The following is a 14,544-nucleotide window of genomic DNA, read 5'->3' on the forward strand; positions in this document are numbered from 1 at the left end:
TCCGAGCCCGGTGGGAGTTGCCACCACCGCACCCGCCACACAGAGCCGTCCCCGCACCGACGTAACGAGCGGAATCCCCCGCCGCGCCGATCAGCACCACGGCGTCAGGGACGTGCCCGGACCCTCTTGTCCGGGTCGGAGCACGCCGCGCAGACTGAAGATGGTGCGGTGCGGCCGGTGTGCCTGCCGTTCGGGCAGCCCGGTGACCTACCGGCACCTGCTCGTCGTCACGCGGTAGTCCAGGAGATTCCCATGCCCAGTCCCAGCCCCGGCTATTCGATCACCGTCCGCGTCCACGCACCGGTCGGCGCCGGCACCACGTCCACGTTGGCGGCCGCCATCGCGTCGGTGAAGGGCGCGATGACGGCACTCGACGTGGCCGAGAGCCACCCCGACCACATGGTCATCGACCTCACCTGCGACGCCTCGGACGTCGCGCACGCCGACCAGATCGCGACCGCGATCGCCGAGGTGCCGGGGGTGATCGTCGGCAAGGTCAGCGACCGCACCTTCCTTCTGCATCTGGGCGGCAAGCTCGAGGTGGTCCCCACGGTTCCGCTCACACACCGCGACGACCTCTCCCGCGCCTACACCCCCGGCGTCGCCCGGGTGTGCACCGCCATCGCCGAACACCCCGAGGACGTGCGCCGCCTGACGATCAAACGCAACACCGTCGCCGTGGTCACCGACGGGTCCGCAGTCCTGGGATTGGGCAACATCGGTGCCGCGGCGTCGATCCCGGTGATGGAGGGCAAGGCGGCACTGTTCAAACAATTCGGCGGCGTCGACGCCTGGCCGGTGTGCCTGGACACCCAGGACCCGGATGCGATCGTCGAGATCGTCCGGGCACTGGCGCCGGTGTACGGCGGCATCAACCTCGAAGACATCTCCGCCCCAAGGTGTTTCGAGATCGAGGCTCGGCTCCGCGGAATCCTCGACATTCCGGTGTTCCACGACGACCAGCACGGCACCGCGATCGTGGTCCTGGCCGCCCTGACCAACGCGCTGCGCGTGGTCGGCAAGACACTCGCTAGGGCCCGGATCGTGGTGTCCGGCGTCGGCGCCGCCGGGCACGCCGTCATCCGGTTGCTCGTCGCCCAAGGTGCGACGAACGTCATCGGCTGCGGGCGGAAGGGGATTCTTTCACCCGACGACACCGCCGACGAGTTTCGTACCTGGATCGCCGAGCACACCAATCCCGAGGCTCGGACGGGATCACTGCGGGACGCGTTGGTCGGGGCGGACGTGTTCATCGGGGTCTCGGCGCCGAACATTGTCACGGGCGACGACATCGCGGCGATGGCCGACGAGTCGATCGTGTTCGCGCTGGCCAATCCAGTCCCGGAGGTCGATCCGGTCGCCGCCGGCGAACATGCCGCCGTGGTGGCCACCGGTCGGTCGGATTTCCCCAACCAGATCAACAACGTCCTCGCCTTCCCGGGGGTCTTCCGTGGTCTGCTCGACGCGCATGCGGTCGACATCACCGACGAGATGTTGATCGCCGCGGCCCGCGCGATCGCCGACAGGGTGTCGCAGTCCGAGCTCAATGCCACCTACATCGTGCCGAGCGTGTTCGACGCGGGTGTCGCGCCGGCGGTCGCGGCGGCGGTGCGTCAAGTGGCCGACCGAGGGCGGCAGCCGCAGAACTGAGCCCAGTCGCTCCTGCAGGTACTCGAAGGTGGCCAACAGGCCCGCGCCGCCACGCAGAACCACGGCGCCACAGCATTAACCCGTGCATAGAGTCACGAACGGCGATCGATGTCGACATAGGCGCAGGTGGCGGTCTCCGGCTCTCGAAATGAGCCTTCAGCAGTCTGCCGGGACCAACCGATCGAGCCGACAACTCCACCGATACCTGCCGGGAGCGTCCGGCAGGGCTGCGTCCCGTCGTCGGTGGCATTCCCTGCGCGGACATCTGAGAGTGCGTACTCGGTCCGGTCCGCAAGTAGTACGCACCGTAATACTGCATCCATCAGTACTGCATCCACCCCCGCACGATCGGGTTGATGCGCCCGGCGAGACCGGCGAAGGTGTGGCCGGTGGGCCAGTGCAGCCGCCAGGACCGCACGTGCGCACTGATCCTCTTCCAGTGCGCCCCTTGCTGACCTCTATGCCTTCGATGCGTGGAGACCCCTACCAGCTGATCAGTACCGAGGCGTCGCCCGCCACTTCCTCCTCACACGTCCCGTCGCCGAGGCGCGAACCGGAGTTTCCGTCGCCGTAATGTTCCCGCCGAGCAGCCGCAACAGGCCGGGTGAACAATAACCGCATGCCCCACTCCAACCCGGTTGCCGCGTGGAAAACCCTCCGCCAGGGTAACGAGCGCTTCGTCAGCGGAGTCTCGATCCACCCCGGTCAGGGAATCGCCGACCGCGCGCGGCTCGACGCCGAGCAGCACCCCACCGCGGTGGTGTTCGGATGCGGAGACTCACGTGTCGCCGCGGAGATCATCTTCGACCAGGGACTCGGTGACATGTTCGTCGTCCGAACGGCCGGCCACGTCCTCGACGACGCCGTGCTCGGTTCCATTGAATACGCGGTGCAGATCCTCGACGCGCCCTTGATCGTCGTGCTGGGTCATGACGGTTGCGGCGCCGTGAAGTCCACGCTGGACGCGCTGGACAAGGGCAAGGTCCCGGACGGCTTCATCCGCAGCATCGTCGAACGGGTGGCGCCGTCGATCATGGTGGGTCGCAAAGAGGGCCTCACCACCGTCGACGAACTCGAAGGCCGCCACGTCGTGGAGACCGGGGCTCTCCTGATGGAGCGTTCGCGCATCATCGCCGATCGCGTCGGAAGTGGTGCCTGCGCTATCGCCGGCGTCACCTACAAACTGTCCGACGGCCGGATGCACCTGCAGGGAGGGGTCGGAGACATCGGCGAGCTCCGCGACTGACGTGACACGCCGAACCCGCTGAGTCGCTGGGCTGCTGGGCTCGATGTGCTGCTCGACGCCCGCGTTGGTCGTTCCCGGACCGAGCACCGGATAGGCCGGAGCTGCGTCGACGGTCCGGGAAGGTTTGCGGTGTTTCCGGGTTGTTCACTCTGAATCGGAAGCGGGGTGCGGAGGGGGTTGCCTTCCCTTCGCGCAGGAATCTCCTCTCGGACAAGCCGAATACGCGATGAAAATCGCTGTCTGCTCATGCTGTGCTGGCCCTGGCGTACCCGTTCTTTCGGGCGATCCTCGGGTCACCGAATCCCGGTGACCCCCGGGGACGGTCGTGGAGCTGGGAATCGGACCGAAAGCCCCACCGGAGGGCCGGTGACGGCGGAACGGCGCCGGGCACGTCGTCATCAGGTTGCTCGTCGCCCAGGGCGGGACCCCCATCGCGTGCGGGCGGAAGGGGATCCTGTCGCCCGACGACACCGCCGACGATTCCATCGTGTTGGCGCTCGCCAACCCGGTCCCCGAGGTCGACCCCGGTCGCGGCCGACGAGCACGCCACAGTGGTGGCCACCGAACGGTCGGATTTTCCCAACCCGATCAACAACGTGCTCGCATTTCCCCGGGGTGTTTCGTGGACTGCTCGACGCGCACGCAGTCGGCATCACGGATCAGATGCTGATCGCCGCGGCCGGCGTGATCGCCGAGTCGGTGTCGCCGTCCGAACTCAATACCACGTATATCGCGACCAATCCATCGCTCGAACACGATGATTCCCCCGGTGATGACCGCGAGGGGCAACCGAGCAGAAAGGCCGGGCGTGGGAGATCGGCATCCCGCCGACCACACGCTGATACGGGACCAGCCCGATCGCGACGGCGATCAGACCGCCGAGCAGCTCCGGTCCGAGGCTCGACCTCAGAAACCCAGGCATCTCGAACGGGCGAGGTGGGCCGGCACCGGACTTCGCGAATGGTTGTTGCGCAACGCTATTCGGATTGCGGCAACTTATATCATGTCAATTTGATCCGTATGACACTCTTGCCCACCGATTTTCAATGCCCAACGGGCGCGGTCCCGGCGGCGTCCAGGAACCGGAACCGGGCCGGCCCCGAACCCGGTCGGCCCGGTCTCATGCCTTCCTTCTCGCTGGAGTGGCCCCGTCGGCGGATCCGGCGTCTGGCCGACCAGTTGAGTCGGTTGCTCGCCGACGGTGATCTGGCCGGATTGCGGGCCGCGCTCACCCGAATCGTCTCTGCGGACGGTCTGGACCGCCACATGCGCACCGCGCTGCTGATGTGTCTGTCCGGTACGGTCGCCGCCCGGGTGTCTGATCGCACGGCAGCAGCGCCGACCTGATCCGCCCCACCATCGACACACATCGCCCGCCGGCATGGCGCTGGCCGCCGATCCCGCCTGGTGCGCGTGCGTCGCCGCCCTGTCCACCCACGTCTGGCTACTCAACCTGCACGCGCCCCTTGACATCGTGCACGGGACGGTAAGAACCCTCACGTGTGCAGGGTTTCTTCTGCGGGACGGCGCGTTATCTTCTGATCTGAGGTTGAGACCACAGCCTGGTAGACACTGCCCGCCACCGGTTCGGGATCGTCGGCCCATGTGTCGAAGACCCTCGTTGCAGGGTTCGGTGCGGTTCCGCAGCCGGTCACACTCCGGGAGCCACCCATGGCCTATTTTCGCTCCATCTTCGATTCTCCCGAACTGGTGCAGTCCTCGTTGTCCGAAACCGACCGGTGGGACAACGCCGATCCCGGTGAACCCGGATTTCGCATCGACATCGACGAACCCACCGGCGGCCCCGGGGTGATCCGGGTGCGCGGCGATATCGACGTCGTCACCGCCCCGATACTGAACGCCTGCCTCGCCGAGGCGGTGCTCACCGGTCGCAGCGTGGTCGTCGACCTCCTGCACGTTCCGTTCATCGGATGCGCCGGACTGGCCGCACTCGACGGCGCCGCCACCCGGTTGTCCGAGCAGCGATGCCGCCTGACCGTCGCCTCCCCGGCCGGCCTGCACTCGACCCTGGACCGGATCGGAATCGGCGCAGCGGTGCGCTGCTTCGACACCGTCGCCGAAGCATTCCACGCCGCACTCGCACACCCTGCTACCACGGCAGAACGTGCACCGACGTTTCCGATCCTCGACCGACCGCGTTCACCGCTCTGCTCCCTCACCGCCCTCCCCTCCAGCGCGGGCCTCGACCGGAAAGGCATCGCCCGATGACCAACCAGGCTCCTTGCTCACCCCCTCGGTCCGCGTGGTCGACCACGTGGATCAAGCAGCACCTCGATCGCATGGACCGCGGCGACCACGGCCGCGAGGTCGGGACCATGGATGCGGACGCGGCACGGCCGACGCAGAAACAGCGATACCCGTGGGAACCACTCAGGTGAATCGGATGGTGGCGTTCGAAGTGCGGTGGTGCGCCCATGGCGGCGGCCCCGCTGAGACGATCATGGCCGATTTCGGCATGGACGCCGCGGCCTTCTTCCGGCAGCTGACCGAATATCTGGAGAATTCCCCGCCCACTCCCCTGCGCCCCGACGTGGTTGAGCGGATGAAGGGCCGTTACGCGGCGGCGCCTCTGGCTGGCCACCTGACAGGCCCGGAACCGGGTCTGACATGTCGAACGACCCGAATCACGGCGAACCGTCCTGTGTACCGTTCCGTCCGCGTGGCGACTGCGGTGACGATCGGGCGCCGATCTTGGGGAATCGTGGCCTCGCTTCGGCAGTCACGGATCTCGGATTACCGGACCCGGGACGACCTCGGTGACCTGGCCGATCTGGTCTCGATCACCGATACCCAGCTGCAGCCTGCCTTGGTGGTCACCCGGGACGCCTACCTGCGGCTGTACCCGGACGACGAAACCAAGATCAGGCTGGCACGGTGGGTCGTCATCAACGGGAGCTCGGGCGGCTCGAGCTGGGTGGCGAGCAGGATGCCGAGATTGTTCATGGCGTCGGTGTGGCCGGCGTCGGCGGCGCGTTCGTACCAGTGCCGGGCGGCGCCGAGGTCTGCGATGACCCAACCGGAAGCCGACCGGGGCGCGATCGCGCGGGAGTTCATGGACGAGATGGGCTTCACCGAAACCTCCGGCCGCTCCCCGCCCCTGGGTCGCGGTTCGCGGTTCGCCACGGCCTGTCCGCGAATGGAAATGACCGCAACCACATCGCCGCCTCCGCGGTGCGCGAGGATGGCATGAAGGTCGACCTCTACCGCGACTGGAGGCGTGCCAGCGAGACTGTGAATATGCTCGAACATAAGCACGCGTTGAAAGTGCTCGAGCCTCGCAACGCCGAGACCGGTGAGCGTGGCTACCACCGCGCCGAGTTGCACCGCGCCGCCCGCGAAGGTGCAACCGAGTTGGACCGAGAACTCCCCGCGCGCCGGGTGCGGGCGTGCGCGGTCGCATCGAAAACGGAAGCTGAGTTCGTGCGACGTCTGCGGGGGCAGGGGTTGATTGTGCGTCCATCCCTGGCATCCGGCCGCAACGACGTCGTCGGCGGCGACAAGGTCGCGGTGCGCCCGTCGAAGGAGCACGGTGCGAAGCGGCGGCGGCCATCTCGCAAAGGACTTGTCGCTGCCCCGCCTGCGGAAGGAATGGGAAGGGCTCCCCCACCGCATCCGAGGCGGTCGCGGAGTGGAACGTCGCCCGCCGTGACATGCCCTCCGCCAAGAACGGCCGCGCCGAACGCACTCAGCCGGAGGCGGCGGCTGAAGCCGCGGGGAGCGTTGATCCGGCGCTCGCGGCCGCGTATGACGCACGTCGACTGGTGGCATTGGACGCCCCCGGTAACCCGCGGGAGGCGCCGCAGCCGAGCAGCTCCCCTGTCCCTGCGAAACTGACTCCTCGCCCGGGCGCATCCGCTCGGAATGGTCGATCTTCGGATCACGACCGCGGGTGATTAAGGCAACGAACCCGGGCGGAACGCCCGTAGAAGAAGAAGGGGATATCGCGCTTGTCCGACTCACCGATACGCGATGCAGCGACAAAGAGCATTTATGAGCGGGGGCTCGAAGAGGCCGCCAGAGCAGGTTGGGCAGTTATAGCGGGGACTATCGAGGGAATGTGCGGGTTCGTCGACCAGTCGGAGCATTACTCGACGACCAAGGCCCGGACTACCGACAACGTAATCAGTGAGCTGCGACCGACCGGATCCGAATCGGCTGCGCCGCGTTCATTGAGCAAGATCCACGGGTCGAAAGCTCTCCCGCTGCACACCGACGGCGCCCACTTGCCGGAGCCTCCCAAGTACGTCGTCCTGGAATCAGGGAGTGAGGTCACCGACGACGTCTCGGAAACGTTCGTAGCAAGGGCAAACCCTCTGTTCACCGGTCGATCCGAGCGTGCAGATTGGAGTAACGGAATCTTCCTGGTCGATGGTGGCGCCCAAAACCTCTTTTACGCGTCGGCCTACTCAGGGCACTACGTGCGATTCGACCCAGGATGCATGACACCTGCCGACGCCCGTGCACGCCGGGTGTGTCGGTTAGTTCGCGGGACCGAACCCGACTACGTCCATCGTTGGGGTGATCCGGGGAAACTATTGATCCTCGACAATCACCACGTTCTCCATGGTCGAGCAGGCGCATCCGATGCGCCGCACAGAGTGCTCCGTAGAGTCCTCGTCAGTCAGGAGACCCGGTGATTGCACCGTTTGAGTACCGCGCACTCTGGGTGAAGTCGGTGAACTTCATCAACAAGGCGTTGGATCCCGAGCTCGGTCCCGACGAGCAAGGATTCTGGGCTTCCTCTGCCCTCGAACTGTTGGGGAAGGCCACGCTTGCGAAGATCCACCCCACGTTGATCGCCGACATCCGTAACAACGACCGAGACCGAGGAGGGGACTCTCTTCTCGCCGCGGCCGGCGCGATTCGGTCGTCGGGTGACTTCGTATCGATCGCGGCGACAACGGTGTATTCCCGGTGCGCCAGAGTGGTGCAAGGATTCGATGCCGGGCGCGCCGGCCTGGTAGCGCGGGATCGCAACGCCTATGTCCACTCCGCGTCGGCGATCCGTGTAGACGACACGTGGTGGGATCGGTTCTGGCCACTCGTGAGTCTCTTGCTGGCGTCGCAGGAGCGGCATCTCGAAGAGTACGTGGGCGTCGATCGCCGCGAGGAAATTGAATCGGTGCTCGCACGAGCGAACGAACACACCCAACAACGCTTGACGACCCTCATCAAGGTCGCCAAAGAACGTCACGAGCGACTGCAACGAGGTGAGGTCACCGAGCGCGAGCGAGCAGACATCGGAACCAGAACCCGCGTGATGGCCTCCTACGCGGAAAGCCACCGGTGTCCCGCATGCGGGGGACAGGGATGGATCTACGGGGATCAGACACTCGACTCGGACTACATAGGTTCGACAACCCCGTCCGGAGATTACGTTGGCTTCATTCGAGAGGTTGCGACCGACGGATTCGCCTGCGGTGACTGCGGCTTGGTTCTCTCGGACAAATCTCTGGTAGAACACGCGAACATGCCTCTGGAGTTCGAGATCGAAGACGACGAATCCGACTACTTAGAGCCCGAGTACGGCAACGACTAACCCCGTAGCACTCTGCCATCGGCACCCGTCGTACTCCAGAAAAGTCCCTTTGCCGGCACCGCCGCGTCCATGACCCATCCGATGGGCGCGGTGCCTATCGTCGCGGACATCGTGGATGCTCATCCGCCGACTCCAGATATCCACCGTATTCGATCGATTGCGGCCCAAAGGGCTCCTCTCCGACTCCGGCCCGAGACCGCCGATGAGCTGTGGAGCAACTCCCCATGCACAGCGTACGACTCCGTACACTTACTAAGCAGGAGCGTCAGTACATCGCCGACGAGGTTCCGAGGCGGCAGCCGTGGTGAAGCAGCGAAGCGATAGGTCGCAAGAAGTACTCGGCGCCGTCCTCGGCGTCGTCAGAACGATGGCCGGGGCAGTGGTCGGCGGCGGGATCGCCCTGGCGTTCGTGATCGGAGCCGTTGCGAGTGGCCCTCACGAGAGCGATCCGTGGGGCGAGTAGTCGCCAAGTAGGGCACTGCGTAGTTTCCAGCGAAAAAACAACGATTGCGTGAGAGTGATGCCCCACTGACGACCCGGTCTCGTTCTGCCCGTCTTGACGGCCGGGCGGTGAGGGGGCCGGGGTGGCGACGCGCGATGTGTTCACCGGAGGAGGAGTTGACACAATTTCGGGGATTCCCGGAGATCACCCGTGCGGCGTCGAGCCGCCATGTCACACCGACCGGGGCGGATGAGGGAGTAAAGCGCCAGTTTTCTGGTGCCGCAACCATTTTGGGCGCAGCCGTGCAGCTGTGCGCGCTGCCGTGGCTGGGGTTCGCGCCCGCCGAGGTGCGAGCCGCACCGGAGGTGGCGGTGGCGCGGCCGGCCAACCGACTGGAGTTACCGGTCGACGAGTTGGCCGGCCATGCCATCCGGGAGCAGACCCGCACCGATCACCTTCGGGAGATCCTGTATTACAGGCGGCCGGCGCACCATTGATGTGGCCGAGTGGAAGGAACTCGACGAGTTTCCGTTCGCCCGGGCGATGGAGCACGATTCGCCGAAGCTGCTGTTCGGTCGAGCATGCGAGTACCTACCCTCGGCGCGGGTGGGGCGCCCGGGTGTGGCACAGCTCGAGCATGTCGCTACCGCGCGGACCAGAGCGCCGGCTCGAGACGTGGACACGGATGACGCACCTGCTCGACGAGAGCAGGCGAGCCGAACTGTGGGAGTTCTCCGCCGGATTGTTCAAATATTTCGATTGCCGGTGCTCCACCGACGACATCATGTTCCGGTGCGCGACCTGGTAGGAGCCGAGTTTGTCGGTGACCGGTGACCGGTGACCGGTGACCGGTAGCCGCGGCCGACACCCTTGTTTCTTCAACAGTTTCCGGAAGAACCGAGTCGCGGCCTACCGTCCCTGCGAGCCTACCGTCCCTGCGAGCCTGCACCAGGATATCGAGGACGTTCCCATGCCGGTCGACAGCCCTCCACAAGTGCCGGCGTGCCCCGTTGACCGTCAGGAAAACCTCGTCCAGGCCCCTCCTACATATCCCAGTGCCGTACGTGTTCCGTCGTCACCGTCCGCGCCGGTCTGGTGGGATCGATGCTGATCGGAGGACACTTACAGGGTGTGTTCCGGTCGACCCCGACCCCCTGTGTGCCGGCGAGCCCGTGGGTTGCTTCGGTGGGTGGCGGGCGCAAGAGTCGTCGATCCGGTATCCATCCCGGGCTTCCGGAACATGCACCCACACAAGCGAATGCGAATCGGGCCCAGCCCGGGAACGGTGGTCGGTGATGGATGTGGAGCACCCGCGGTGCGCGGGAACCGATCTCCGAGACCGGCCAGGTGTGTGGGTCGATCCTGGTCGAGGCAGATGCGACCGTCGGAGTGGTACCGGGAGGGCTCGATCAATGTTGACACGATTCGCGGCGGTGGCCGCAGCGACGATCGGCCTTCTGGGGACCGTCCTCGTGGGTGTCGCGACGGCGGCGCCGCCGGTGGTGATGGGCGGTGGGACGGGGATCATCGTCAACGACGAACTGGTTTGCTCGCTCACGACGATCGGGCACGACAACGCGGGAAGGCTGGTCGGATTGACGGCGGGGCACTGCGGTGCCGTCGGTGCGTCCGTGGTGGCGGAGACCTCGCAGGACAGCGGTGTGGTCGGCCGTTTCGTGGTGTCGAATCCGGCTCTCGACTACGCGGTGATCCAGTTCGATCCCGGGAAGGTGACTCCCGTGAACCGGGTCGGCAGCGTCACCATCACGGGGATCGGCGCACCGGCCGGGTTCCCGCAGGTGGCGTGCAAGGAGGGCCGCACCACCGGCAACACCTGCGGCATCGTGTACGGGGACCTGCTCGGTACCGGGGAGACCTGGACGCAGGCGTGCGTCGTCGAAGGTGATTCGGGCGCACCGGTGGTCGTCGGCACCACGCTGGTGGCGATGGTCAACGCCTACCTCGTCGCGTCGTGCGTGGGCCCGGAGGTCGGCACCAACATCAGTTCGATCGTCGCCGACATGAACGCAACGGGCGGGTACGGCGCCGGCTACCGGCCCATCTGAGCCTGACTCCGTTGATGAGTGATCTCAGCAGCTCAGAAGGCCCCTGCCAGCGAATCTGTGAGTGGACATGTGTGTTGGTTCCGACCAGAGGGCCGTTCCCATTGTTTGGATCGTCGGGTCGGACCATGCGCCGGCGTTGAGTGCATCACGGCAATCATCGGCGACGGGCCTGGGACGAGGTCGTCAATGGTCCGTTTGGCCGAGATGAACGCCTTCTGATCCAAACCTAGAGCAGGTCGTCGCACCGTGGCGTGGCCGCGAGGTGAGCATCCGGTTGGAGGTCACCCTCTCAGCCGGAACGGCTTCATACCGAACCCTGGTGCGGTTCTGCAGCGATCGTCGGTGGGGCGCGGCGACGAGGGGTTCAGGTCACCCGTCCCGGGTTCGTGGTGAAGAGCCGCGACAGCACCGACGCAGCGGTACAAGGAGTCGGCTCGGGGGGGTGGCCGCGGCAGCGGGTTGGCAGAGACCGAATGTGCCGGTGCTCTCCGGGTCCTATGCTCAACGGTGCAAGACTGTCTTGCCTTGTCGGGTTCACATTGTCGGGTTCATTTCGATTGTCTTGGGCGGCTCACCGTGACGGCGCACCGATCGCGTGGTCGACGGGCGCTGCATGCCAATGCGGCACCGATAGCCTGCGCGCACGAGCGTCGGGGCGGATGCGGCGCGATGATGGTCTGCGCGCTCGCCGTCGGGTTGGCCGCGGCCTGCAGCTCATCGGCGAACCACATGCCGGCCACGTCGGTGGCCACCGATTCCTCGACGCCGTCGGCAGCGGCCGAATCCGGCACCACACCGGGCCCCGACGCGGCGGCGGCGATCACCATCGAGGGCTACCGCTTCGCCACCCCCATAGGGGTCGGGCCCGGCGCGCAGGTCACCGTCAAGAACGAGGACACCGTCGAGCACAGCGTCACCGCCGACCGGGGCGACGCCTTCGGTCAAGACGTCGACGGCGGCGGCACCGCTGTGTTCACGGCCCCCACACGGTCGGGGACCTACCCGTTCCACTGCACGTACCATCCTCACATGCAGGGTGTACTCGTGGTCGTGGCGTTACACCGTGGACAAAAGTGAGAGCACGACGGCCGGTCCTCGGGGTGGACCCGGTGCTGTTCGTGGCCGCGAACGAGCGTCGAGAGCACCACCCGGTTGCAGCCGTTTTGCGGGATGGGCGATCACCCGCCGACGACGATGTATCCCTCGGTGGTCAGCTTGTTGTCGGCGCCGAACTTCAGCTTGCCGTACGAACCGATGGACGGCTCACCCGCGGCGGTGAAGTCGAGCTTGCCGGTGATGCCGTTGTAGTCGATATCCGTGCCGGCCGCCGCGAGCGGCAGGCACTCCTGGTACGACGTGCACGCGGTGCCGCCCTCGGTGACGGCGTTGATGTTCGCGGCGATGTCGCGACCGGCCGTCGACTTGGCCTGCTCGGCGGCGAGCGCGGAAATGACGACGGCGTCGTACGCCTCGCCGGCGTAGTTGAAGTCGATCAACCCCGGGTTGATGCCCTTGAGGCGACCCTGGAAAGCCGGACCGACGTCGGTGAGCGGGGTGGTGCCCTGCATCCCGTCGAGCAACGGCACCGCCACCGACTCACCGAGTGCGTTACCCATGTTGCCGTCCACGCCGTAGACCTTCATGCCGTCGGACGGGCCGATGCCGACCTCGTGCATACGGGTGATGATCTTCGCCGACTCCTCGAATCCCACCACCGCGACGGCGTCGGGCGCGAAGTCCTTGACCTGATCGACCTCGGAGTTGAACGACTGCGCGTTGGGGTCGTAGATGATCTTCTGGATCTGGTCCTCGGGGATGCCCGCGTCGACGAGGTTCTTCTGGATGTTGTCGGCGAGCCCGGTGCCGTACGGGTCGTTGAGGGCCAGGATGGACACGCGCTGACCGCCGTCGTCCGAGATGAGTTGCGACACAGCCTGAGCCTGCAGGACGTCGGTGGGGGCGGTGCGGAAGTACTGGCCCTTGTCCGGGTAGCAGACGAACTGGTCGGACGTGTTGGCCGGGGAGAACATCACGACGCCGGCGCTGGACACCTTGTCGATGACCTTCAGCGACACCGACGACGACGCCGCACCGATGATCACCTGGGTGCCCGCCGCCAGTTCGCGGTCCACCGTGGTGTTCGCCGTATCGGTGGTGCTGTCGCCGGAGTCGCCGGGAATCAGCTGGACGGGCTGGCCGAGAACCCCTCCTGCCGCGTTGACGTCGTTGACGCCGAGCTGGGTGCCCGCCACCATCGGCGGTCCGAGGAAGGCGAGGCTTCCCGTGTCGGGGAGCAGGGTGCCGATCTTCAGCGGCGCCGTGGACGGGGCACCCGCTGCCGCCGCTTCTTCGGGCGTGCAGTCGGTGGAAACCGTGGTTGCCGAGGCGGAGCCGCCACTTCCGCTGGCGGAGTTGTCGCCGCTGCCGGAGCTACAGCCTGCGAGTGCGAGAGATGCCGCGCCGAGAACCGCGGCCGCCCGCACGAGGGTCCGTTGAGCCATCCAAACTCTCCTTAGATCACCTGTGCGCGGGCGCGACCCGAGTCGGCGTTCGCTGTGGGTCAACACGCTACGCCGATTCCGGGCCTCGACTCCGGAGAGCGCCCCGGGGGTTGTGTTCGGTGCGACACGCGTCGGGACGCGGAAATTGAATCGACCGCCCGGTGAGGCCGTCATTGCGCGCGGCTCGAGTTCGACCGAGATGAGTGTTACGTTGTACGTCGCGAAATGGGATCTGACCAGCCCCAACCCGGCTCGGTCATCGAGCATGACCGGGCCCCTGGGACACCGTCATCAGATCGCGGAGCCCCACACCGGCGCTGGGCTTGCTCGTCATGACGACGGAGAACCTGTCCGCGTCGTTGCATGCCCTGTATGTGTTACCGAGAACCCCCTCGGTCCCGTCGAGGATGGATGCTGCCCAGTCCCGGGTGATCCGGTAGCCGACGGGGTCGCATTTCGTCAGCTGTCGTCGGTGTCGGTGCGGTGTCACCGCTCCGACGACCGGTGACCCGACGTGCGGCGCCCTGGGCGTCCTTGTGTGAGAGTGCCCGCGGCGCGGTCGAGTCCGATGCGTTCGGGGTGAGTCGGGTTGATCACCCGAGGACAGGGGCAGCTCCCAGTTGCAACGGTCCGCGAGGGCGCTGCAGACGTGGTGTATCCACCGCCGGCAGTCTTCGGCGCCGCTCTGATGGGTGATCGTGATCCGTCGCGGCCATAGGTCGGCGCCTTGCGGGCGGTGTCGTCGATCGGCCCGAACTCGAGGGAGACGTGAAGATCGCGATCGGCCGTCGGGGTGACGATGATGCGGCCGGGTTCGCCGCCCATCTCGGTCCGCGCGCCCAGTATCGCGGCGATGACGTCGGCGAGTTCGGTGACGGACGTCGCCCCGATCACGTCGATGTAGTCCTGCCCGCACATCTCGGGTCCTCCGTCTCCTCGCGGACCGCGGGAGGTCTCCACCGCATCGCTGACGGCGGGGAAGCGCCGCATCGCGTGCCGTTCACCCCCACAGTCGGCTCATTGTGAGGATTGGGTTAACTCGTTGCCGGGAGGCGCCGGAGAGCAGATCCGCGCGGTAG

At 66.4% G+C, this 14,544-nt stretch carries 13 protein-coding genes and 3 pseudogenes; 11 read left to right on the forward strand and 5 right to left on the reverse strand.

Features of this window, described 5'->3' with window-relative positions; all coding sequences use genetic code 11:
- The first annotated feature begins 252 nt into the window (after positions 1–252).
- The gene (locus BLV94_RS08130; RefSeq protein ID WP_072951132.1) at positions 253–1,650 is read left to right on the forward strand and encodes an NAD-dependent malic enzyme; all 1,398 of its coding nucleotides are present in this window, start codon (positions 253–255) and stop codon (positions 1,648–1,650) included.
- Between the two features lie 322 nt (positions 1,651–1,972).
- Here BLV94_RS08130 and BLV94_RS51760 read toward each other — a convergent pair whose 3' ends face one another.
- Positions 1,973–2,140, reverse strand: a complete 168-nt coding sequence (locus BLV94_RS51760) for a group II intron maturase-specific domain-containing protein (RefSeq protein ID WP_083395523.1) — start codon at positions 2,138–2,140, stop codon at positions 1,973–1,975.
- Positions 2,141–2,269: 129 nt separating this feature from the next.
- Here BLV94_RS51760 and BLV94_RS08140 point away from each other — a divergent pair, with 129 nt between their 5' ends.
- The 5 genes and pseudogenes from BLV94_RS08140 to BLV94_RS50760 form a co-directional block, all read left to right on the forward strand.
- Positions 2,270–2,896, forward strand: a complete 627-nt coding sequence (locus tag BLV94_RS08140) for a carbonic anhydrase (RefSeq protein ID WP_072951134.1) — start codon at positions 2,270–2,272, stop codon at positions 2,894–2,896.
- A 382-nt stretch (positions 2,897–3,278) separates the two neighbouring features.
- A pseudogene (locus BLV94_RS50750) lies at positions 3,279–3,628 on the forward strand (malic enzyme-like NAD(P)-binding protein); the annotation flags it as partial.
- A 390-nt stretch (positions 3,629–4,018) separates the two neighbouring features.
- Positions 4,019–4,243 (forward strand): hypothetical protein, encoded by a 225-nt coding sequence (locus tag BLV94_RS49475; RefSeq protein ID WP_072951135.1) that lies wholly within the window; start codon positions 4,019–4,021, stop codon positions 4,241–4,243.
- A 324-nt stretch (positions 4,244–4,567) separates the two neighbouring features.
- Entirely contained in the window at positions 4,568–5,125 is a 558-nt protein-coding gene (locus tag BLV94_RS08155) for an STAS domain-containing protein (protein ID WP_072951157.1), read from the forward strand.
- A gap of 535 nt (positions 5,126–5,660) precedes the next feature.
- A pseudogene (locus BLV94_RS50760) lies at positions 5,661–5,810 on the forward strand (peptide transporter); the annotation flags it as partial.
- Here BLV94_RS50760 and BLV94_RS49480 read toward each other — a convergent pair.
- Positions 5,744–5,989: a hypothetical protein gene (locus tag BLV94_RS49480; protein ID WP_167372150.1), complete on the reverse strand. Its 246-nt coding sequence runs from the start codon at positions 5,987–5,989 to the stop codon at positions 5,744–5,746. The pseudogene BLV94_RS50760 and the gene BLV94_RS49480 sit on opposite strands and share 67 nt — an antisense overlap.
- Before the next feature lie 1,603 nt (positions 5,990–7,592).
- On the opposite strand from BLV94_RS49480, the gene BLV94_RS08175 reads away from it, so the two are divergent.
- The 3 genes from BLV94_RS08175 (at position 7,593) to BLV94_RS08180 (ending at position 9,395) form a co-directional block, all read left to right on the forward strand.
- Entirely contained in the window at positions 7,593–8,456 is an 864-nt protein-coding gene (locus BLV94_RS08175) for a hypothetical protein (RefSeq protein WP_143051372.1), read from the forward strand.
- A 301-nt stretch (positions 8,457–8,757) separates the two neighbouring features.
- Positions 8,758–8,919 carry a hypothetical protein gene (locus BLV94_RS49485; RefSeq protein ID WP_167372151.1) on the forward strand — a complete coding sequence of 54 codons (162 nt, stop codon included), beginning with the start codon at positions 8,758–8,760 and terminating at the stop codon, positions 8,917–8,919.
- A gap of 134 nt (positions 8,920–9,053) precedes the next feature.
- Positions 9,054–9,395, forward strand: a complete 342-nt coding sequence (locus BLV94_RS08180) for a DUF4158 domain-containing protein (protein ID WP_072951148.1) — start codon at positions 9,054–9,056, stop codon at positions 9,393–9,395.
- Between the two features lie 214 nt (positions 9,396–9,609).
- Here the strand turns inward: BLV94_RS08180 and BLV94_RS08185 are convergent.
- Positions 9,610–9,934 (reverse strand): annotated as a pseudogene (locus tag BLV94_RS08185) (DDE-type integrase/transposase/recombinase); the annotation flags it as partial.
- Between the two features lie 376 nt (positions 9,935–10,310).
- Between BLV94_RS08185 and BLV94_RS08190 the strand changes: the two are divergent.
- Entirely contained in the window at positions 10,311–10,964 is a 654-nt protein-coding gene (locus BLV94_RS08190; RefSeq protein ID WP_072951153.1) for a chymotrypsin family serine protease, read from the forward strand.
- A gap of 669 nt (positions 10,965–11,633) precedes the next feature.
- Positions 11,634–12,041, forward strand: a complete 408-nt coding sequence (locus BLV94_RS08195) for a cupredoxin domain-containing protein (protein WP_072951155.1) — start codon at positions 11,634–11,636, stop codon at positions 12,039–12,041.
- A gap of 101 nt (positions 12,042–12,142) precedes the next feature.
- Here the strand turns inward: BLV94_RS08195 and BLV94_RS08200 are convergent, their stop codons facing one another.
- Together BLV94_RS08200 and BLV94_RS08205 are read right to left on the reverse strand one after the other, a co-directional pair.
- Entirely contained in the window at positions 12,143–13,465 is a 1,323-nt protein-coding gene (locus BLV94_RS08200; protein ID WP_074933695.1) for an ABC transporter substrate-binding protein, read from the reverse strand.
- Between the two features lie 486 nt (positions 13,466–13,951).
- A complete protein-coding gene (locus BLV94_RS08205; protein WP_074933697.1) occupies positions 13,952–14,383 on the reverse strand; it encodes a hypothetical protein in 432 nt (143 codons plus the stop codon).
- Between the last annotated feature and the right edge of the window lie 161 nt (positions 14,384–14,544).

Origin of the sequence: Rhodococcus koreensis (assembly GCF_900105905.1) — a bacterium.
Taxonomy (GTDB): domain Bacteria; phylum Actinomycetota; class Actinomycetes; order Mycobacteriales; family Mycobacteriaceae; genus Rhodococcus_F; species Rhodococcus_F koreensis.

Excerpts from the sequence above, each read along its gene's own strand:
- BLV94_RS08155 (WP_072951157.1), top strand. The coding sequence starts at position 4,568 with ATGGCCTATTTTCGCTCCATCTTCGATTCTCCCGAACTGGTGCAGTCC.
- BLV94_RS49475 (WP_072951135.1), top strand. The coding sequence starts at position 4,019 with ATGCCTTCCTTCTCGCTGGAGTGGCCCCGTCGGCGGATCCGGCGTCTG.
- BLV94_RS08130 (WP_072951132.1), top strand. The coding sequence starts at position 253 with ATGCCCAGTCCCAGCCCCGGCTATTCGATCACCGTCCGCGTCCACGCA.
- BLV94_RS08205 (WP_074933697.1), bottom strand. The coding sequence starts at position 14,383 with ATGTGCGGGCAGGACTACATCGACGTGATCGGGGCGACGTCCGTCACC.
- BLV94_RS08195 (WP_072951155.1), top strand. The coding sequence starts at position 11,634 with ATGATGGTCTGCGCGCTCGCCGTCGGGTTGGCCGCGGCCTGCAGCTCA.
- BLV94_RS08200 (WP_074933695.1), bottom strand. The coding sequence starts at position 13,465 with ATGGCTCAACGGACCCTCGTGCGGGCGGCCGCGGTTCTCGGCGCGGCA.
- BLV94_RS08190 (WP_072951153.1), top strand. The coding sequence starts at position 10,311 with ATGTTGACACGATTCGCGGCGGTGGCCGCAGCGACGATCGGCCTTCTG.
- BLV94_RS08180 (WP_072951148.1), top strand. The coding sequence starts at position 9,054 with ATGTGTTCACCGGAGGAGGAGTTGACACAATTTCGGGGATTCCCGGAG.
- BLV94_RS08140 (WP_072951134.1), top strand. The coding sequence starts at position 2,270 with ATGCCCCACTCCAACCCGGTTGCCGCGTGGAAAACCCTCCGCCAGGGT.